Source organism: Nocardia sp. NPDC056952 (assembly GCF_042674185.1).
In the GTDB taxonomy this organism is placed as follows: domain Bacteria; phylum Actinomycetota; class Actinomycetes; order Mycobacteriales; family Mycobacteriaceae; genus Nocardia.
Genome location: NZ_JBHURA010000007.1, coordinates 297091 through 317245 on the forward strand (window position 1 = coordinate 297091; position 20155 = coordinate 317245).

A 20155-nucleotide genomic window follows, 5' to 3' on the forward strand; every position below is an offset into this window, starting at 1 on the left:
TCGTGCTCAGCGACGGCGGGGGAGCGCCGCCACCCCGACTGCGACGACCGCGATGACGGCTGGCGCCTGGGCCAACAGCGAGCCGCCCATGTATTCGGTGCCGGAGCGCCAGGTCCCGGTCGACAGGGCCGCGGCCGAGGCCAGCGTCCCGAGGCCCGCGAGCCAGGGCAGGGTCCGCTCCGTCAGCGCGGGCCGGAAATAGTTGCAGCCCAAGGTGATCAGTGTGAACGCCGCACCGAACGGCCCGGAGATCACCGCGATCACGCCGGTCAGCCCGATCGCCGCGACCCAACCGGCACCCCAGGTGCTCGGTGCGGGCCCGGCGTCGGGCACCGCACGTCGGCGCGGAACGGCGAGCAGCACCAGGGGGATCAGCAGCAGCAGCCCGCCGAAGATCGCCAGCCGATACCAGCGGTCGGCCGGGAACGACACCGTGATCTCACCGCTGGTACTCGGCGGAACCAGCCAAGCCTGCTGCCAGCCGTCGACCACAAGTGGCGACAGTTCCCGTCCGTCGGCGGTGTGCGCCTGCCAGCCGACGTTGGTGCTCAGCGGAAGGACCAGCAGCTGAGTGCCAGTCTCCGGCGCTTTCGGATCGGCGAAGTTGTTCCCTGCGTCAGTAGGTGTGGAGCCGGCAGTCTCCCCGGTTTCGGTGGGGTCCGAGGGAGCGCCGGTTTCGCTGGTTTCGCCGGGGTTGCCCGTAGGCGCGCTGGGTGCGCCGGGGTAGGGGTCGGTGCGGGGGAGACGCAGGCGGTCGACGGTGAAGAGTTCCGTGGGGGCCACGGTGAGGTCGGGATGGCCGGGGAGCAGCTCGATATCCGCTGCGTCCTCGGGGCATGCGCGCGCGGAAACCGGCGCGCCCGAACGGAGTTCGTCGGCGGTGGCGGTGATCGTGGTGTGCACGGCACGTCCACCGATGGCGATCACCGGACCCGCGTCGCAGCCGATGGTGATGAGCCGGTCGCCGGGAGCGTGGGCGGGATACTCGGGACCGAGCACGTCGACCTCGGCCAGGCCGGCGGGCTGGGTGAGGACGAAGCCGAGTGCGGTGCGGTCGAGCACCTCGTTCCAGCTCTGGATGCTGATCTCGATGCGATCGGTTTCGGTGGGGTACAGCGAGATTCGGGCCGGTTCGCCGTGGTCGCGTTCGGGCAGTTCGCGGATCTGCGGGCCGTTGCCCAGGTTCACCGCGACGGAGGTCGCCGTCGCGGGCAAGCCGCCGAGCGCGGTGGTGATGTCGAGTCCGGTCACCAGCGTCGGTTCCGGAAGTTCCAGTACCAGAGTGGGTTTGCCGCCCGCCGGTTCACGCACGGTGGACTCGGGTGCGGTCCAGGTGGTCTTCGGATCGCCGTCGGTAGCGGCGAAGGCGGCGCCGCGCAGGTCGGCGACATCGGCCTGACCGCGTGCCACCGGCCGGGTCGGGTCGGTGAGCAGGGCCTCCAGCGCGGGCCCCGGCCGGGTGCGCACGGTGAGGTCGGTGCCCACGGTGAGTGGTTCCGGCACCGACAGCGTGCGCCCGAAGATGCCCGGCTCCTCGGCGGGCAGCCCGAGCCCCTTGCTGCAGTGCACGCGGTCGGGGCCGTCGAAACAGTTACCGCGGCCGGGGAATTCCTGTCCGAGATCCCACCCGCTGACGATGGTTCCGGCAGCCACATCGGGCAGCACCACCCGGTGCCGGATATCCACGCGCTCCGGCGCTTCCCGGTTGGAGTAGTCGTCGAGCGTGAGTTCGCTGATCCCGAATTGACCACCACGAGTGCCGGTTTCGGTGCGGGCGGCGCTGATCATCACCCAGTCGGATTTGCCCGCGGGCAGCGCGACGGACACGGGCTCTCCGGGTTCGGTGATCCGTGCCGACACCGTTCCGCGTGAGGTGCGGACCTCGACCCACTTCACCGGATCACCCAGCGCCGCCGCCGTGGTGGTGAAGCGCAGCGAGCCGTTGGCGATCGGCTTGTCGAGATCGAGTCGAATCCATTGCCCGAGAGCGGATTCGGAACCGTTGCTGATCCACGCGGTGCTCGGATCGCCGTCCACGGCGGCCGCGGTGGAGCTGCCGGGCGCCGCTCCGCCGATCTGGGTGGCATCGGCGGCCGAGCTGGACGCGGTGACCTTCGCGCCCGACCATTCGCCCTGCACGAGTTCGGCGCCTTCGACCGGGTAGTCGGGGACCAGGTTGTGGGTGCGCCGGGCGTCGTCGGCGGCGCGGACCGCGGAGTTGTGGTTGTCGACCCGGCCGAAATCGGACTCGCGATCCATCGGGGTGTCGGTCAGCAGCACGGGCCGCGGCGGTAATCCGGCGCGGCGCGCGTCGGCGTCGAGAAGCACTGGCGCCGTGGGGTTCCCCCCGTCACGGCGCACACGCTCCAGCACCTCGGGGCCACCCTGGACAACCGGGGTCGACTCCAGCGGGACGGTGTACGCGCCGGGGAACCCGGGCGGCGCGCCGGTGCCGCTGCGTACGTCGACGGGGGTGCCGGGCGGTGGGACGTCGACCCGGTAGATCTCGACGGCCGGGTAGGCGGGCTGGAGATCGTTGTCGACCACCAGTCCCGCATCCGCCGCGCGCGGCCCGATGTTCGCGCCGAACGAGGTCACTCTGGTGAGGCCCGGCGAGCCCTCGATCGCGCGGTGCGCCAGCATCGGACGCGTCGAACGCGAGGTCTCGGGGTCGAGATCGTTGCGCAACACCAGGATTCCGATGCCCTGGTCGGCGAGGGTGGCGGCGAGGCCGGTCGACGGCCTGCCGTCGGCGATCAGCCGCTGCACCGAGTCCATCGCGCGAATCGTGCCCGGCGGGTTCAGGGGAACCGAATCGCGCACGGCCCAGGGGGTACTCGCCAGGGCTTGCAGCGGTTCGTCGCGGGTGAGTCCCCAGATCTGGCTGCCGAACGGCGCACCGGGTACCACCAGCGCGCGGGTGTCGGCGGCGTTGTCGGCCAGCCAGTCGGCGGTGTCGGTCCAGTAGGCGGGCACCCGGTCGTAGGCGCCGCGCGGGGCCAGCCGCCCGGTCCACGCCAGTGAGGTCGCGAGGGTGAGCGCGGCCAGGACCAGCGCGGCGACCGCGACGAGCCGGTCGCGCTCGGGATGGGCGAAAGAGCTGCGCCACACCGGCATCGGCACGGAGGCGGGCAGCGCCACCCGGCCGAGCAGATGCGCCAGTCCCACCACCAGCGGCAGCCGGATCAGCGGTTCGAGCTTGTGCACATTCCGCAGCGGCGCACCGCCCGAGTCGAGGAAGATCCGCACCGATTCGGCGAACGGCCCTCCGAGTGTCCCGACATATCCCGCGCAGATCCCCGCGAGTCCCACGCACAGGATCAAGGCGAACCTGCCCCGATAGGGCATCGTCGACCGCGCGAGTCCGGCCATCCCCGCCGCCGCGAGCAGGCCGGTGGCGAGCACCGCGGCAGGCTGGGTCACCAGCACCGCGCCGGCGATTCGTTCGGGTGAGACGAACGGCGTCCAGCTATCGGTCCCGCGCAGCACCTCGCTCAACGCTGCCCACTGCGTCGTCACCCCGGACGACTCGATGAAGTCGAGGAACGGCGGACTCACCTTGCCGAGCAGCAGCAGCGGCACCACCCACCAGAACGTGGCGAGGACCAGCAGCGGAATCCACGCTCGGGTGAACCGCCACCACTGCCGATTCGGCCGATAGGTTGCCCACCACAGTGCCGCGGGCAGGAACGCAGCCACGGTCGCGACAGCGTTCACCGAACCCATCAACGCCAGCGCCAGCGCGCTGCCCGCCGGTGAGAGCGGGCCGCCGCGCCGTCGTTTGATCGCGGTGCCCAGTGCCGCGGGCGCGAGCAGCACCCACGGAGCCAGCATCATCGGCAGGGTTTCCGAGGAGATCGAGCCGAGCGTGGTCAGTACACGCGGCGACAACGCGAACGCGATGCCCGCGATCACCCGTGACCCGCGCGAGCCGATGCCGAGCGTTTCGCACAGCTTGACGATTCCCCAGAACCCGGCGAGCAGCAGCAGCGCCCACCAGACGCGCTGGGTGACCCACGCGGGCAGGTTCAGCAGGTGCCCCGCGGAGAAGAACGCGCCGTGCGGGAAGAAGTAGCCGTAGGCCTGGTTCTGGACCTGGCCCATCGGGGCCTGGCTGCTCCACAGGTGCGACGCTCGCGCGAGGAAACCGAGGGGGTTCTGCGCGAGGTCGTATTTGGTGTCGGCGACGGTGAGGCCGGGCGCCTGCGCGAAGGTCAGTACGAAGGCGGCTACTACCGAGCCGACGAGCCAGCGCCAGCCCAGTGGCGCCTTGTCCGGTTGCCCCGATGCGGGGCGCGACGCGCGGGCGTCGGCCTCAGCGGCTGCCGTATTCAGGGGCGTTGAGCAGCGACGAGTCTTTGTCACCGCTGCGGTCGATCGAGGGCGCCGTGTTCTGCTGCACCGCCGCCGTGATGGCGAAGACGGCGATCGCGCTCAGCAGGGCGCCGCCGACCGCGCTGGCAACAGCCGGAACAGCAAACTTCATCGCGCACTCCAATACGCTCGACGACGGGGCCTGTCTCCGGTCAACCTAGCAGGTGTACCGGGCTCGGTCAGTCGTTGGGCAGCTCGCAACGCAGGGCGCTCAGCAGGGTGCGAAGTTTGACGGTCGTCTCGGCCAGCTCGGCGTGCGGATCCGACGCCGCGACGATCCCGCCGCCCGCGCTCGCCCGCAGCGTCCGCCGATCGGCGGAGAGCTCGCCGCCGCGAATCGCCACGACCCATTCGCCGTCGCCGTCGTCGCCGCACCAGCCCACCGCGCCGCCGTAGAAGCCGCGTCGCGGTTCGTCGGTCGCGATCGCGTCCAGGGACGCGGTGAACGGGGTGCCGTTGACGGCGGGGGTCGGGTGCAGCAGCAGGGCCAGGTCGAGGGCGGTGGTCGACGGGTCACGCAGCACGCCGTGAATGGGAGTGGCCAGGTGCCAGACCTGTTCGGTGCTGAGGAGCTCGGGCGCGTCGGGGATGCGCAGTTCCGTGCAGACAGGGGTCAGTCGCTGCCGGATCCAGTCGATCACGAAGGCGTGCTCGTCGTGGTTCTTCGTGCTGGACAGCAGCTCGCGCGCCTGGGCCGCGTCATCGGCCGGATCGGCGCGGCGAGGCAGGGTTCCCGCCAGCGGATTCAGGCTGACGCGGTCGCCGTGCCGCGCGACCAGTACCTCGGGTGTCGCCCCGATCAGCGTCTCGCCGGATCGACCCGCCGCGGACAGGTCGACCGCGTACACCGCGGCATTCGGATGCCTGGTCAGCAGGTGTGCCGCCAGTACCTCGGGGTCCAGTGGCGCGTCGGCCTCCAGCACGATCGACCGTGCGGCCACTACCTTGCGCAGCTCGTTCGCCGGGTCACCCAGTTGCTCGACCAGCTTCGTCACACGCGCGACATGTTCTGCCGTACTGGGTATTTCGGCCACCACGCGCACGCCGGGCAATTCCGGGAGCGCCGCGGGTCGCCACGGTCCCGCAGTGTGCAGCACCGTCTCCGGTTGCCAGAGCGCCGCGGCTTCGCGCGGATCGAAGGGGAGCGCGCCGACGATCAATGTCGGTGCCGCGCCGGGCGAGTCATGCTGTTTCCCGGCCGAATCGGTGACGTGGCCGGGCCGTTTCCGCCACGCACGCAGCGCCGCCACTGCCTGCCGAGGGTCGGAGTACGCCTGGCGCACCCCTGACGTCCGCAACACCGCGTCGGGTCGAGCGAGCAGGAATTCGTTCATGGTGCTTCGACCATAACGCCGCCGATGTGGCGCCGATCCGGGAGAGCGACGGAACTCTCACCGCGCGACGGCACCACGAAGTTCCGGTGTGGCGAACCGCTACTGCTCCGGTGGCACCAGGAAGACCGGCCGGTGCCCGTGCTTGAGAACGGCCTCGGCGACGCTGCTGTGCAACAGCGCGCGCAACCCCGTGGCACCGCGCGTACCGGCCACGATGATGTCGACGTCGAGCTCATCGGCGCAGTCCACGATGGCGTTCCAGATCGTGGTGGTGCACTCGGCGGTGCGTGGTTCGGCGTCGATTCCAGCCAGTTTCGCCAGGTGCACGCCCTCGGCGTTGATCTTGCGGGCGTCGGAGTAGGCGATGTCCTCCACCTCTTCGTCGGGCACCCAGTCCGGCTGCATCACCCCGGCGAGCCCGGAGATGCGCGCGGCCTGGCGCACCATCGGTTCCCATGCGGTGAGCAGAATCGCGCGGTCGGCGGTCAGGAATCGTCCCGCGTACTCGATGGCGCGTTTGGCGTGTTCGGAACCGTCGTAGGCGATGAGCATCCGATCGCATGCCATGACGACCTCCTGCGCTGGTCGGAGCGGCTTTTCCCTCAGATTACCCCGCGGATGTGTGTATCAATCCGAACCACCGTGGTGGGGTTCGCGCCGGAGGCGGGCTACCGTGGAGCGCATGCGGAAATCGCCTGTGGTCGTGTTCGCAGTCCTCGCCGCCGTTGCCACCGCCTGCTCGGGAGGTTCGTCGAACGAGACGACGCCCGCGGCGAGTAGCAGCGGAGTGGCCGCCCCCTCCGCCGCCGGAGAGTCGAGTTCGCCCGCGTCGGCGACTCCGATCCAAAGCAATTGCGGTGCAGACTATCTCGCCAAGCTCTCCCAGCGGGAGAAGCTGGCCCAGCTGCTGACCGTCGGCATCACCGGTTCGGCGGACGCGTCGAACGTGGTGAGTTCGGAGCAGGTGGGCGGCATCTTCGTCGGCAGCTGGACCGATCCGAGCCTGCTGGACAAGTCGGCGCTCGACGCGGTGAAAGCGCAGGCCAAGGTCCCGCTTATGGTGACCATCGACGAAGAGGGCGGGCGGGTCTCGCGCGCGAAGAACGTGATCGGCGCCGCGCCGTCGGCCCGTGAGATCGCGCAGACCCAGACCCCTGAGCAGTACTACCAGTTCACGCTGACCAGGTCGAAGGCGCTGAAGGATCTGGGCATCACCGTCGATTTCGCTCCTGACGTCGATGTGAGCAGCCAGCCCGACGACAGCGTGATCGGCGACCGCTCCTACAGCGACGACCCGAAGGTCGTCACCGAATTCGCGGGCGCCTACATCCGCGCGGCCAACGAGGTGGGCCTCGGTTCGGTGATCAAGCACTTCCCCGGCCACGGCTCCGGTTCCGGTGACTCGCACACCGGCGCCGTCACCACCCCGCCGCTGGACCAGATGCAGAACACCGACCTGGTGCCGTTCCGCGAGCTGGTGAAGTCCGGTGCGGCGGTGATGGTCGGCCACCTCGACGTGCCCGGCCTGACCGAGCCCGACGTGCCCGCCAGCATCAGCCCGGCCGCGATGACGCTGCTGCGCGAGGGCAAGGGCTACGGCGCCGCCCCCTACGACGGCCCGATCTTCACCGACGATCTCAGCGGCATGGCCGCCATCACCGCCCGGATGTCCATCGCCGACGCGGTCGAGGCCACGCTCGTCGCGGGCGCCGACAACGCGCTGTGGATCAGCAGCGATGCGGTGCCGCAGGTACTCGACCGTTTGGAACAGTCGGTCTCGAGTGGCAAACTGCCCGCCGACCGGGTCGACACTTCCGTACTGCGGATGGCGCGCTACAAGGGCGTAGCGCTGGGCTGCTGATCGCACCCGGCGACTGTGCGGCAAATGAGCGCGGGTGAACTTACCTTGGAGTAAGATAGGTGGTTCACCCTGCGGTAGGAGAGTGGATGGCAGGCGGGACCAAGCGACTTCCCCGGGCAGTTCGCGAGCAACAGATGCTCGATGCCGCCGTCGAGGTATTCGCACGCAAAGGCTTCCACGACACGTCGATGGATGCCATCGCCGCCGAGGCGAAGATCTCCAAACCCATGCTCTACCTGTACTACGGCTCCAAGGACGAGCTGTTCCGCGCCTGCATCCAGCGCGAGGGTCTACGTTTCATCGAGGCCGTCGCGCCCGCGGGTAACCCGCAGCTGACCCCGCACGAACAGGTCCGCACCGCGCTGGAGGGTTTCCTCGATTTCGTCGACCGCAATCGGCAGTCCTGGCAGGTTCTCTACCGTCAGGCTATCGGTCAGCAAACATTTGCCGCCGAAATCGACAATGCCCGTGAGCGGGTCATCGAGCTCACCGCGAAGCTGCTGGAATCCAGCGCCAAGAACGCCGACCCCGGCACCAACTTCGAGGTCGTCGCGGCGGCGGTGATCGGTGCGGGTGAGGCCATCGCCGACCGGGTCGCCAGCGGGCGGATCGAAGTGGCAGAGGCGGTCGACCTGCTCGACGACCTCGCCTGGCGCGGCCTGGCCGGTCGGAAGAAGATCGAGTAGCGGTTGCGCCCCGCCCCGTCGGCTGCGATCGTGCACGGTTGACGTTTCACGACAGACGGGGTGGCAGTGTTCGGTGTGTTGAAGCCGTGTGCGCACGGCGCGGCGAAATATGGCATCGATCCGGGGCAGTGGCAGGCACACATGTGCGGGCTGTGTCTGGGTCTGCGAGACGGGCACGGTCAGCTGGCCCGCGCCGCGACCAACACCGATGCGATCGTGCTCAGTGTGCTCACCGAGGCGCAGTCGGGGGCGGGTGCGCGCACGAGCGCCGGTCCGTGTCCGCTGCGCGGGATGAAGCGCGCGTCGGTGGTCGCCGCGAACGCGCCGGGTGTGCGGTTGGCCGCCACGGCGTCACTGCTGCTGGGCGCGGCCAAGATCGGCGATCACGTCGAGGACGGGGACGCCTCCGTCCTCGCCCGCCGGCCGATGCGGCGGGTATCGAACGCCTGGGCCGCACGAGCACAGCAGCAGGCTGATCTGATCGGGCTCGATGTGCGGCCCATGCTGAACGCGATCGCCACCCAGTCCTCGATGGAGTCCCGCGCGGCGGTCGAGGTGATCACGCTCGAGGAACTCACCGGGCCGACTCAGCTCTGTGCCGCGACCCTTTTCGGTCACACGGCGACCCTGGCCGGGCGCCCGGAAAACGTTGCGGCCCTGCAGGAGATCGGTCGGCACGTCGGCCGCATCGCGCATCTGGCCGACGCCATCGAAGACCTCGAGCGCGACCGCGCCCGTGGCCGTTTCAATCCGCTGGAGGCCACCGGCACGGATATGCCCCGCGCCTACGATCTGTTGCGCGAGAGTGAATCCCGCATCCGGCAGGCCGCGTCCGAGGCCGAACTCGACCAGCTGCCGACGGTCCGCTGGGCGCTGCTCGATCCGCTGGCGAGCCTGCTGCGGAGCCTCGGTCGGGGGCTCGGCATCGCCGTCGGCCATGCCTGCCGCACTCCCGTTACGGCGCAGCAGCATTCGCCGTACGAGTTCCCGTCCCCGCCCGGACGGCGCCCGAGCAGGCCGGGGCCGTTCAAGGCGAGCGGACTCGTGCTCGGCGTCTACTGCACCGGCATGGCCTGCTGTGTCGACCACACCAGTCCCTGCACCGGCGAGCAGAAGGACGCCTGGGCCAAGAACTGTGACTGCGGCAGTTGCTGCGATTGCGGTGAGTGCTGCGGCAACTGCTGCGGCGAGGACTGCTGCTGCGGCGACTGCAGCTGCGATTGCGGCTGCTGACGAAAAAGGCTCGCGCGGTGGCGAATCCGCCTACCGCGCGAGCCTTCTGCTATCGAACCCCTACTCGCACTTGACGATCGGGATGGGGTCGTACTTCACGGTCCGCGTGTGCCGCGACACCTGCGCGCCGGACTTGGCGTCGGTGATCACCCGGGTGTCGGAGATGGTGAAGCCGGGCGCGCCCTCGGAGGCGATGCAGTCCTTGCCCTTGGGCAGCACCACCTCATTGGGTTCGGTCGGCTTCGACTTCTCACCCGTAATCGATTCCACGTTCACGGTTTTGGTGCCCCACAACCGCACGGTGATATCGGAGCCGGTGGCGACCGCCTGAATGTAGACACCGGTCGTGCCGGTATTGCGGAACGCCAGGTCGATCGCACCGTCGAACACCGTCGCCTCGCGCGCGGCCGGGTAGCGCGAGATGTAGTAGCTGTGCTCGGTGTGTCCGCCGTCTTCCATCCCGGCGAAGTAGGCCGCGTTGTAGAGCGTGGTGGCGAACTGGCTGATGCCGCCGCCGACCGCGGTGCTCGGCCTGCCCTTGTCGATGATGCCGGACTCCACATAGCCCTCCGCCGCGGTGCGCGGGCCGGTGAACTCGTTGAGCGAGAACGTATCTCCCGGTTTGACCACCGCGCCGTCGACCTTGGCGGCGACCGTGCGGATATTCACCCCGGAGGGGCCGCTGAATCCGCCGGTGGTGAACTGGCCGATCGTCTCGTTGATCCCGAGCGCGTTCGCGGCCTCGGTGGTGAGCTTGGGCTCGATGCGCTGATAGACCACCGGGCTGGTGCGCGGACCCGGCTGCGTGAGCAGGGCGGGCAGCTTCTCCAGCGTCTTGGGCCAGTCCACCTTCTCGCCGACCACGGCGGGCACCACGGTCGGTTTGCCCGCGCCGACGGTGAAGGTGGCGTCCTTGGGTTCCACCTCGGACTTCGCCAATTGTGGTGCGAGCAAGGCGATGACGGCGTCGCTGTTGAACTGGGGTGCCAGCCCGCCGTTGCCGTCCGGCACGAAACCGAGCACGTCGGCGATCTGGCCCGTGGTCAGCGTGGCCTGAACATCCTTGCCGGACACAGTGATCGGTGACGCGACGGCCGGTGTGGCGATGTCGCGCACCGCCGCCTGCACGGCGTCGGCGCGCACGGCGACCGGCGCGGCCACCACGGGCAGATCCAGTTGGCTGGTCGCCGCCCAGCGGTCGGTGATCGTGGTGCGCGCGGCCTCGGTGTCGAGCACCCGGCCCGGCACCGGCGCGACCGCGACCGGCCTGCCGTTCTCGAACCGCACCGTACCTTCGACGGTCGGATTGTCGTGGACGCGGAAGGTCTCGAGCTGTGCGTCGAGGGCCGCGGTGTCGACGGTGCTCGACACCGGAACCTCGCGGGTGCCGAAGAGCGAGATCAGCCGGCTCACCGGGTTCAGCGGCTGGCTGCCGACGGCGTCCCAGGTGCGGTCGTAGTCCACCGACAGACCGGCTGTGGCGGGCACCATGCTGGCCTGCACATCGCCGATCCGCACGGGCAGGGGTCGCTCGGCTTTGGGGCCGAGTTCGGTGTGCAGCAGCGCGTCGGCTTCGGCCTGGTCCATCCCGCCGATGTCGATACCGGCGACGACGACGCCGCGCGCCACCTCACCCGTGCTCAACGCGAGGTCGGCCAGGTAGGCGGCGGTCCCGACGGCCAGCACGGCGCCGACCGCGATCCCGATCCGCTTGACCAGCTGCTGGTTGCCCGGCGGGGCCGGCGGGGGCGGGCCTGCCGGGCCGGGGGTGGGTGACCAGCGATCGCGGGTCACGGTGTTCAAGGGCTGCGTAAGGGCGGTGGTGTCCGGATCGAAAGTGCGATTTGATTCGAGCAGCTTGCGTAATCCGACCTCGCCCCTTCGGTCGGCCGGTTGTCCGGCGGTCGACTCGCTGGGCACGGAGGTCCTTCCGTTAGGTTGGCCCCGAATGTTTGCGGGGTCCGGCCCGAGGGTAACGCGCTTCGGCGCGCTCGGCAGCTCGGCAACCGGGTGGGGGCAGCAGAAAGGCTCCGCGTAGTTGCCGGGTCGGGGGTCTGGCAACTACACGGAGCCGATCTGTTTATCGGGGCTCGGAGCGGGGCGTTACAGCCCATTCGGAAGAATTTCGGCGCGCGGGCCGACGCCGCCACGAGCGACGACGCGGCGGCGCGAGACAATCGGGGTGAGACTCGACACCACGGACCGGACAACGAGGAGAACTGATGCAGCTGGGAATGATCGGCCTCGGCCGGATGGGTGCCAACATCGTGCGCCGGATCGTGCGCGACGGGCATACCGCCGTCGGTTACGAGCGCCACCCAGGGCCGATCGCCGAGATGGAGTCCGAGCTCGGCGGCAAGTTCCGCGGTACGACCGACCTGGCCGAGTTCATCGGCATGCTCGAGGTGCCTCGCGTGGTGTGGGTGATGATTCCCGCCGGTGCTACCGGCAAGGTGATCGAGGACGTCGCCGAGCTGCTCGAGCCGGGCGACATCATCATCGACGGCGGCAACAGCCGCTACCACGAGGACATCAAGCGTGCGAAGGCGTTGGAGCCCAAGGGTATTCACTACCTGGACATCGGCACCTCGGGCGGCGTGTTCGGCCTACAGCGCGGCTACTGCCTGATGATCGGCGGAAACGCGGCGCAGGTCGATTACCTGGAGCCGCTGCTGGCGACCATCGCCCCCGGTTACGAGTCGGCCCCGCGCACCCCTGGTCGCACCGGTGAGCCGTCGCAGGCCGAGAAGGGCTACCTGCTGTGCGGTCCGCACGGTGCGGGTCACTTCGTGAAGATGGTGCACAACGGCATCGAATACGGCGCGATGGGCGCTTACGCCGAGGGTCTCAACATCCTGAAGCACGCCAACGCGGGCTCGGAGTACCTGCACGGTGAGCACTCCGCCGAGGAGACGCCGATGGAGCACCCTGAGTACTACATGTACGACCTGGACATCCCGGCCATCACCGAGGTGTGGCGTCGCGGCTCGGTCGTGGCCTCCTGGCTCCTCGATCTCACCGCGTCGGCCCTGGTCAGCGACCCCGACCTGGACTCCTACAGCGGCCGCGTCTCCGACTCCGGCGAAGGCCGCTGGACCATCGACGCCGCCATCGACACCGCGGTCCCCGTGCCGGTCCTCTCGGCCGCCCTCTACCAGCGCTTCTCCTCCCGCGGCCAGGCCTTCTACGCCGACAAGATGCTCTCGGCGATGAGAAAGGCGTTCGGCGGCCACAACGAGCTGCCGCAAAAATAGCCCCCTAGACGCCCACAACCGGCCTTTCGTCGCCAGGCGGAGGTCGGTTGTCGCGTTTCCGGGTCGGATCGGTAGATCGAAAATCCTCGGATGCTACCCGGACCGGAGAGTAAAACAATGATGTTCCACAAAATAAGAACACGTTCTTCTTTTCCAGGACAAGCGTCCAGTCGGACCTATACCTTGTGGTCAGAGGGGGGAAAGCCCACCTGATGAGGAATTCGCCCCGGTCGTCTCGCCCGGGGCTTTGGAGGAAAAGCATGTTCCGGACTTCGCGTATCGCCGCGGGCGTCGCCACCACCGCCCTGGTCGTCGCCGGTGTCGGTGTCGGCCTTGGATCCGGCGTCGCCGCCGCCGACGCCACCTGCGCGGTGAGCAGTCACGCGCAGAAGAAAGACGCGAGCACCGTGGGCGTCACCCACGTCTACGACAAGATCGCGAGCGCCGAGCAGATCGGCGTCGGCACCTCGGTCACCTACAAGGTGATCGTCGGAACCACCGGGATCGGCAACCCGTACGTCAACACCATCACCGACTTCCCGCCGGTCGGCTTCGGCGCACCGACCAAGACCACCATCACCGCCTATCACGCGATCGGCGGCCAGGTCACCGAGGACGTCACCGCCGAGCCCAACGCGGGCGGCTGGAAGGTCACGAGCACCGGCTGGTTCGTCAACTCGGGCAACCCGGTCACCCTGACCATCACCTACCCGGTGCCGAGCAGCGTCAAGACGGGTCAGATGGTCACCAGCGGTGGCGTCGGGGTCGCGGGCACCGTGGGCGTCAGCAATGAGATGCCCGGTCTCACCGCCTGTTTCACCGCGCGCGGCGCCAACGCCGGCGAGACGGTGATCGGCAGCCTCGGTGACAACGGACTGGGTTCCGATGATGGCCAGCTGAGCTCCACCGGCTCGCTGAGCGACATCATCTCCGACGTGCTGGGCGATCTGATCGGTAGCTGATCGTCTGGCACCTGGTCGCCGGGACGGTCTCGCGCTGCCGTCCCGGCGAACCATTCTCTATGTGGCGCAATCTTTTTCGAATTCTGTGAGGACTCGTGTTCCCCTGTAAGCGGACGGCGCTGACCGCGCTCGCCGTCATCGCGCTGTCGGTCGTCGCCATTGGGACCGCCGGTGCGGACGGATCGCGGCTGGATCGGATCGAGCGGCCCGGCCAGCGGCAGCAGACGCTGCACGTGTACTCCGCGTCCATGGACCGGGTGATTCCGCTGCAGGTCATCACGCCGCACGACACCAGCGCGCCACGTCCGACGCTGTATCTGCTCAACGGCGCGGGCGGCGGCGAGGATATCGCGAACTGGTACAACCAGACCGACATCGTGCAGTTCTTCGCCGACAAGAACGTCAACGTCGTCACGCCGGCGGCGGGCGCGTTCTCGTACTACACCGATTGGCAGCGCGACGATCCGAAGCTCGGCCGCAACAAGTGGCAGACGTTCCTCACCGAGGAGCTCCCGCCGATCGTCGACACCACCTTGAACACCACGGGCGTGAATGCCATCGCGGGCCTGTCGATGTCGGCCACCGCGGTGCTCAACCTGGCGATCGCCGCCCCCGACCGCTACCGCGCCGTCGGCTCCTACAGCGGCTGCGCTTCGGTCGACGACCCCGTCAGCCGCGCCTACATCGATTTCGTGCTCGCCCGCGGTGGTGCCGACCCCGCCAACATGTGGGGCCCACCCGGTGACCCCGCCTGGCGGGCGAACGACGCCTATCTCAACGCGGAACGCCTGCGCGGCAAAGCGATCTACCTGTCCAGCGCGAACGGACTCCCCGGCGCCGCCGAAACTCTCCCACCCGGTGCGACGCCAGGAAAGGTCATCGGCATGACCGACCAGATCCTGCTCGGCGGCGCCATCGAAGCCGCCGCCAACCAGTGCACGCAGCGCCTCGCCGCTCGCCTCGCGGAACTGAACATCCCCGCCCACACCGAATTCCGCCCCGCTGGCACGCATACCTGGCGGTACTGGGAACAAGATCTGCACAACTCCTGGCCCCTTCTCGCCGCCGCTATCGAAGCGAGCTGACAGCGTGTCGAGCAACCTGAATGGCTTGTAGCACTGGGCAATTCGAGTCGTCAAGCCCCTGGAAGTTATGGATAACACTCGTATAGAGGCACCCGATGTGGTTATTAGCTTCGCTCAGTTTGTCCCTTGAAAGGCTTGTCATGCATCGTCGAATGATCCGAGTCCTTGTTGCCACCGCGGCTGTCGCCGGAATCGCCGCAGGCGCGCCCACCGCGCTCGCCGCCCCCGCGCAACCGGCTGTAGTGGCCGAATCAGGTTCCGCCGGCACCGGTTCCGCCGCGATCGACATTCCACTCGGCTTCCTCAAGCTCATCCTCTGCGGGCCGTGGGCGTCCTCGGAGCCGCACCCGAACCCGACGTGCCGCTGAGGTCTGACAACGAAACGGCGGGTGGTCTCCGAAGAATCGGAGACCACCCGCCGTCGCTGTGTGTGTGATCAGCGCGGACTAGCGCTCGATGATCGCCACCACGCCCTGGCCGCCCGCGGCGCAGATGGAGACCAGCGCACGGCCGGACCCCTTCTCCGCCAGCATCTTCGCGGTCGAGGCGACGATGCGGCCGCCGGTCGCGGCGAACGGGTGGCCCGCGGCGAGCGAGGAGCCGTTGACGTTGAGCTTGCTGCGGTCGATGGAGCCGAGCGCGCCGTCGAGGCCGAGGCGCTCCTTGCAGTAGGCGTCGGACTCCCACGCGGCCAGGGTGGCCAGCACCACGGAGGCGAACGCCTCGTGGATCTCGTAGTAGTCGAAGTCCTGCAAGGTGAGGCCGTTGCGGGCCAGCAGGCGCGCGACCGCGTAGGTGGGCGCCATCAGCAGGCCGTCGGGGCCGTGGATGTAGTCCACCGCGGCGACCTCGGAGTCGACCAGGTGGGCCAGCACCGGGAGGTTGCGCTCGGCCGCCCACTCGTCGGTGGACAGCAGCACCGCGGACGCGCCGTCGGTGAGCGGGGTCGAGTTACCCGCGGTCATGGTGGCGTCGCCCGCCTTGACGCCGAACACCGGCTTCAGGGTCGACAGCTTTTCCACGGTGGAGCCGGGACGCAGGTTGTCGTCGCGGGTCAGGCCGAGGAACGGGGTGATCAGGTCGTCGAAGAAGCCACGGTCGTAGGCGGCCGCCATGTTCTTGTGCGAGAGGTAGGCCAGCTCGTCCTGCGCTTCGCGGGCGACGCCGAATTCCTTCGCGGTGATGGCGGCGTGCTCACCCATCGACAGGCCGGTGCGCGGCTCGGCGTTGCGCGGGATCTCGATGCCGAGCATCGAGGGGCGCAGCTGGCCGACCAGCTTGACCTTGTCCTTGGTGGTCCGGGCGCGGTTGGCGGTGAGCATCCACTCGCGCATGTCCTCGCTCACGCCGATCGGCGCGTCGGAGGTGGTGTCGGCGCCGCCGCCGATGCCGGACTCGATGCGACCCAGCGCGATCGCGTCACCGACGGTGACGATCGACTGCAGGCCGGTGCCACAGGCGAGCTGCAGGTCGTGGGCCGGGGTGTAGGGCGAGAGCTTCGAGCCGAGCACGCTCTCGCGGATCAGGCTGTGCTCGCCGACCTTCTTGAGCACAGCGCCGCCCACGACCATGCCGAGGCGCTCACCCTGCAGACCGAACCGGCTGACCAGCCCATCGAGGGCGGCGGTGAACATGTCCTGATTGGACGCCTTGGCGTAGGCCTTGTCGGAGCGCGCGAACGGGATGCGGTTGCCGCCAACGATGGCAACCGGGCGCTGAGTCTTGGCGGCCTTGGCAGTGCTGGTCTTAGCAGTGCTGGCCTTGGCCGTCGCCGAGCGGGCTTTGCTAGTCACTCGAGTTCTCCATGGTCTCGTCGGTTCCGGGTAACGCCGGCCGGTGGAATTGGCCCCCGTGCGGTCGCGGCGTCGTATCGGTTTACATTAAACTTACTCCGGAGTAAGTTCGTTGTCGACACCGTACCCGCAAGTGTGCGCTCACACGGGGGACACTGGGCGGAGCACGGTCACACACTCGTCGAGCACAGAGAAGGTAGGAACAGTGGCAGCCAAGAGCAAGGGTGCACCGAACCTCTACGGATCTTTCATCCACTCCGCCCCCGGCGCGTTCCTCGCGAGCAAGCTGGGCCTCCCGCAGCCGGCCGAACTGCGCCGCTACAAGGCAGGCGAACCCGCGCTGCCCGGCCCGGTGCTGCTCGGCGGCAAGGGTCGCCTGGCCGAGCCGGTCCGCGCGCTGCTGTCGGACTACACCGTCGCGGACTCGCTCGAATCGGGCACCAAGTACGGCGCGCTGGTCTTCGACGCCACCGGCATCGATTCGATCGACAAGCTCGCGCAGCTGTTCGAGTTCTTCCAGCCCGCCATGCGCAGCCTCGCGCCGTCGGGCCGTGTCGTGGTTCTCGGCACCACCCCCGAGCTGGTCGGCTCGGTCGACGAGCAGATCGCCCAGCGCGCGCTCGAGGGCTTCACCCGTTCGGTCGCCAAGGAGCTGCTGCGCGGCGCGACCGGTCAGCTCGTCTACGTGCACCCCGAGGCGGGCGCCGCCGCGACCGGCCTCGAGTCGACCCTGCGCTTCCTGCTCTCGGGCAAGTCGGCCTTCGTCGATGGTCAGGTCATCCGGGTCGGTTCCGCCGACTCGGTCGCCCCGGCTTCGTGGGACTCCCCGCTCGCGGGCAAGGTCGCTGTCGTGACCGGCGCCGCGCGCGGTATCGGCGCCACCATCGCCGAGGTGTTCGCCCGTGACGGCGCCACCGTGATCGTCGCCGACATCCCCGCCGCGGGCGAGGCGCTGTCCGACACCGCGAACAAGATCGGCGCCACCGCGCTGGCCCTCGACGTCACCGCGCCCGACGCCGCCGAGCGTCTGGCCGACTTCGCCACCGAGCGTTTCGGCGGCATCGACATCGTCGTCCACAACGCCGGCATCACCCGCGACAAGCTGCTCGCCAACATGGACGAGGGCCGCTGGAACTCGGTGATCAACGTCAACCTCGCCGCCCCGCACCGCATCACCTCCGGCCTCGTCGCCAAGGGCGTGCTCAAGGAAGGCGGCCGCGTGATCGACGTGTCCTCCATCGCGGGCATCGCGGGCAACCGCGGCCAGACCAACTACGGCGCGTCCAAGGCGGGCGTCATCGGCATGGTCGACGCCGAGTCCCCGCTGCTGGCCGAGAAGGGCATCACCATCAACGCGGTGGCGCCCGGTTTCATCGAGACCGCGATGACCGCCGCCATCCCCGTCGGCACCCGTGAGGCCGGTCGCCTGATGAGCTCGCTGCTGCAGGGTGGCCAGACCGTCGACGTCGCCGAGACCATCGCCTACTTCGCGAGCCCCGCGTCGAACGCGGTGAGCGGCAACGTGGTTCGCGTCTGCGGTCAGAGCCTGATCGGCGCCTGATGACTCAGACGATCACCCTCACCGAGGTTCCCAAGAACGGCGGCCTGTACGCCAAGGCGGCGCTGGGCGCCATCCCGCTGCCCGGCCCGCTGTCGGCGCGCAAGCCGACCCTGCCCGACCGTCGAGTAGTCCTCGAGGGCGTGCGGGTCGACCCCGACCATCTCGCGGCGTACTGCCATGCCACCGGCCTGCGTTTCAGCGACACCCTGCCGCTGACGTACCCGTTCATCCTCAGCTTCCCGCTGGCGATGCAACTCGTCGTCGCACGGGACTTCCCGTTCAGCGCGGTCGGTGCGGTGCACTTCGAGAACGTCATCGAACGCACCCGCGAGATCTCGGTCGCCGAGCCCCTCGATTTCTCCACCCATATCGAGAACCTCCGCGAACACCCGAAAGGTCTTCTGGTGGACGCGATCACGGAGATCAGCGTCGGTCGTGAACTCGTCTGGCGGCAGGTGACCACCTTCCTGCATCAGCAGCGCACGTCCCTGTCGGGCGGCCCCAAGCCGGCGCCTCCCGCCGACGAGGTCCCCCCGCCCCCGCTGCGCGTGCAGCGCGTGGATCAGAAGATGATCAACCGCTACGCCGCCGCGTCCGGCGACCACAACCCGATCCACGTCTCCGGGATCGGTGCCAAGGCCATGGGTTTCCCGCAGACCATCGCCCACGGCATGTGGTCGGCCGCCGCGATCCTCAGCACCGTCGAGGGCCGTGTCCCCGAAAAGGCCACTTACGCGGTCAAGTTCGGCAAGCCGATCTTCCTTCCGTCCTCGGTGAACATCTACGCCGACCAGGTCGGATCCGGCTGGGATCTCTCCATCCTGCATCCCAAAAAGGGGTACCCACACCTCACCGCAACCTTGCGCTGAGTCTCTACCGGCAAGGGCCGCACACTCCAGGGGGGTGTGCGGCCCTTGCCGGCTTCAGGGCACGGAGAATCGGTCGTCACGGGGGATTGTGTTCGGGGCCCTACGCTTTCGTAAGGTTGGTCGATCGTCATCCCGATAGTCGTCGTTACGGGTAATTGCTGTGACTTTACTCATCGGCCTGAATCGGTTCGCTACACAATTGCCGTAGTGCGAGTTTTCGCCCGTTCTGGTCTACCGTCCGGTGTTTTCTTCTGCGTGCTAAAAAATTGCCCAGCGCGCGGTGGGCGGCCTTTGCAGTGTTGCCGGGCCGCCAATATCGCGTGCTAGCACCACCGGGCAACTATTCGGCATCTGAACACTGTGGTGGCCGAATTTCGAGCATTCCGATTCCTCTGAAACGCGGGTAGAACTTCTCTTGCCCAGCGATCGTTCGGTCGCGCCGGCGGGTTCACCAGATCCAGATCCGTGGCGAGAAGTGTTGTGGAGGAAGCGTTGTGAACAAGATCAGTCTTTCGAATCGGGGGATTCTGCGGGCGGTTGCCGTCGCTGGGGCGGCGCTGTCGCTGGTCGCGAGCGCCGGGGCGGCGGGCGCGGACACCGGCAGCGGTGAGACCGGGAGCGGGGTGATCGACACGGGCAGTGGGATTCTGGGAGATCTGCTCGATACCGGCAGTGGAATCCTCGGCGGTAGCTTGAGCGGCGGGTCGTCCGAGAGCGTGCAGCCGTGCAACCGCTCGACCAAGTCCGGCGGGGCCGGCGTCACCAACACGACGCATCAGCTCGGCGTCACCGGACCGACCTCGTTCGTCCTGACCTACGAAACCCTCAACATCCCCGACCGCATCCAGGTCTTCTACGAAGGCGGGCAGGTGCTCGACACCGGCTACGTCGGCGACAATGCCAACCAGGGCACCGGATCTCGGGTCGTGTCGTTGCCCGCGGGCTCGTCCTCGACGGTGAGTGTTCGGGTCACAGGACCGAATGACACCCAGTGGGAGTACACGGTCAACTGCCCGTCGTAGCGAGACCGGTCCATCCCGGTCGATATCGCACGTGTGGGGGCCGCATGCCCGAAAAGGCATGCGGCCCTGAGCAAACAGCTATCCGGCAGGAAACTGACAGCACATATTCCGGTCAGCGCAG

The 20155-nt window shown here is 68.6% G+C and carries 16 protein-coding genes; 10 read left to right on the forward strand and 6 right to left on the reverse strand.

The window, feature by feature from the left end:
* Window positions 1–6: 6 nt before the first annotated feature.
* From ACFTS5_RS24655 to ACFTS5_RS24670, 4 genes are all read right to left on the reverse strand, one after another.
* Complete coding sequence (locus tag ACFTS5_RS24655) at window positions 7–4335, reverse strand: alpha-(1->3)-arabinofuranosyltransferase family protein (RefSeq protein WP_378635286.1); 4329 nt, start codon at window positions 4333–4335, stop codon at window positions 7–9.
* Window positions 4316–4486, reverse strand: a complete 171-nt coding sequence (locus ACFTS5_RS24660) for a DUF2613 domain-containing protein (RefSeq protein ID WP_022566695.1) — start codon at window positions 4484–4486, stop codon at window positions 4316–4318. Before ACFTS5_RS24660 ends, ACFTS5_RS24655 begins: the two co-directional genes overlap by 20 nt.
* A gap of 67 nt (window positions 4487–4553) precedes the next feature.
* Window positions 4554–5708 carry an isochorismate synthase MenF gene (locus ACFTS5_RS24665; RefSeq protein ID WP_378635069.1) on the reverse strand — a complete coding sequence of 385 codons (1155 nt, stop codon included), beginning with the start codon at window positions 5706–5708 and terminating at the stop codon, window positions 4554–4556.
* 99 nt (window positions 5709–5807) lie between these two features.
* Window positions 5808–6275: a universal stress protein gene (locus ACFTS5_RS24670; RefSeq protein ID WP_378635072.1), complete on the reverse strand. Its 468-nt coding sequence runs from the start codon at window positions 6273–6275 to the stop codon at window positions 5808–5810.
* 115 nt (window positions 6276–6390) lie between these two features.
* Here ACFTS5_RS24670 and ACFTS5_RS24675 point away from each other — a divergent pair, with 115 nt between their 5' ends.
* The 3 genes from ACFTS5_RS24675 (at window position 6391) to ACFTS5_RS24685 (ending at window position 9488) form a co-directional block, all read left to right on the forward strand.
* Window positions 6391–7569: a glycoside hydrolase family 3 N-terminal domain-containing protein gene (locus ACFTS5_RS24675; protein ID WP_378635075.1), complete on the forward strand. Its 1179-nt coding sequence runs from the start codon at window positions 6391–6393 to the stop codon at window positions 7567–7569.
* 86 nt (window positions 7570–7655) lie between these two features.
* Complete coding sequence (locus ACFTS5_RS24680) at window positions 7656–8255, forward strand: TetR/AcrR family transcriptional regulator (protein WP_378635078.1); 600 nt, start codon at window positions 7656–7658, stop codon at window positions 8253–8255.
* A gap of 66 nt (window positions 8256–8321) precedes the next feature.
* Entirely contained in the window at window positions 8322–9488 is a 1167-nt protein-coding gene (locus tag ACFTS5_RS24685) for a DUF5685 family protein (RefSeq protein WP_378635081.1), read from the forward strand.
* Between the two features lie 60 nt (window positions 9489–9548).
* Here ACFTS5_RS24685 and ACFTS5_RS24690 read toward each other — a convergent pair whose 3' ends face one another.
* Complete coding sequence (locus tag ACFTS5_RS24690) at window positions 9549–11408, reverse strand: VanW family protein (RefSeq protein ID WP_378635084.1); 1860 nt, start codon at window positions 11406–11408, stop codon at window positions 9549–9551.
* 302 nt (window positions 11409–11710) lie between these two features.
* On the opposite strand from ACFTS5_RS24690, the gene gnd reads away from it, so the two are divergent.
* From gnd to ACFTS5_RS24710, 4 genes are all read left to right on the forward strand, one after another.
* Window positions 11711–12742 (forward strand): phosphogluconate dehydrogenase (NAD(+)-dependent, decarboxylating), encoded by a 1032-nt coding sequence (gene gnd / locus ACFTS5_RS24695; RefSeq protein WP_378635087.1) that lies wholly within the window; start codon window positions 11711–11713, stop codon window positions 12740–12742.
* 260 nt (window positions 12743–13002) lie between these two features.
* Entirely contained in the window at window positions 13003–13704 is a 702-nt protein-coding gene (locus ACFTS5_RS24700; protein ID WP_378635090.1) for a hypothetical protein, read from the forward strand.
* A 95-nt stretch (window positions 13705–13799) separates the two neighbouring features.
* Entirely contained in the window at window positions 13800–14789 is a 990-nt protein-coding gene (locus tag ACFTS5_RS24705) for an alpha/beta hydrolase (protein ID WP_378635093.1), read from the forward strand.
* Window positions 14790–14941: 152 nt separating this feature from the next.
* Entirely contained in the window at window positions 14942–15157 is a 216-nt protein-coding gene (locus ACFTS5_RS24710; protein WP_378635096.1) for a hypothetical protein, read from the forward strand.
* 78 nt (window positions 15158–15235) lie between these two features.
* Here ACFTS5_RS24710 and ACFTS5_RS24715 read toward each other — a convergent pair whose 3' ends face one another.
* Window positions 15236–16582 (reverse strand): acetyl-CoA C-acetyltransferase, encoded by a 1347-nt coding sequence (locus ACFTS5_RS24715; RefSeq protein ID WP_378635099.1) that lies wholly within the window; start codon window positions 16580–16582, stop codon window positions 15236–15238.
* A gap of 205 nt (window positions 16583–16787) precedes the next feature.
* Between ACFTS5_RS24715 and ACFTS5_RS24720 the strand changes: the two genes are divergently transcribed.
* The 3 genes from ACFTS5_RS24720 to ACFTS5_RS24730 all read left to right on the forward strand — a co-directional run bounded on the left by ACFTS5_RS24720 (window position 16788) and on the right by ACFTS5_RS24730 (window position 20034).
* On the forward strand, window positions 16788–18143 hold the full coding sequence (locus ACFTS5_RS24720) for a 3-oxoacyl-ACP reductase (protein WP_378635102.1): 1356 nt from the start codon (window positions 16788–16790) through the stop codon (window positions 18141–18143).
* Window positions 18143–19012 carry a MaoC family dehydratase gene (locus ACFTS5_RS24725; protein WP_378635105.1) on the forward strand — a complete coding sequence of 290 codons (870 nt, stop codon included), beginning with the start codon at window positions 18143–18145 and terminating at the stop codon, window positions 19010–19012. Before ACFTS5_RS24720 ends, ACFTS5_RS24725 begins: the two co-directional genes overlap by 1 nt.
* A gap of 494 nt (window positions 19013–19506) precedes the next feature.
* Window positions 19507–20034, forward strand: coding sequence for a hypothetical protein (locus ACFTS5_RS24730; protein ID WP_378635108.1), 528 nt, complete (start codon window positions 19507–19509; stop codon window positions 20032–20034).
* The last annotated feature ends 121 nt before the right edge of the window (window positions 20035–20155 follow it).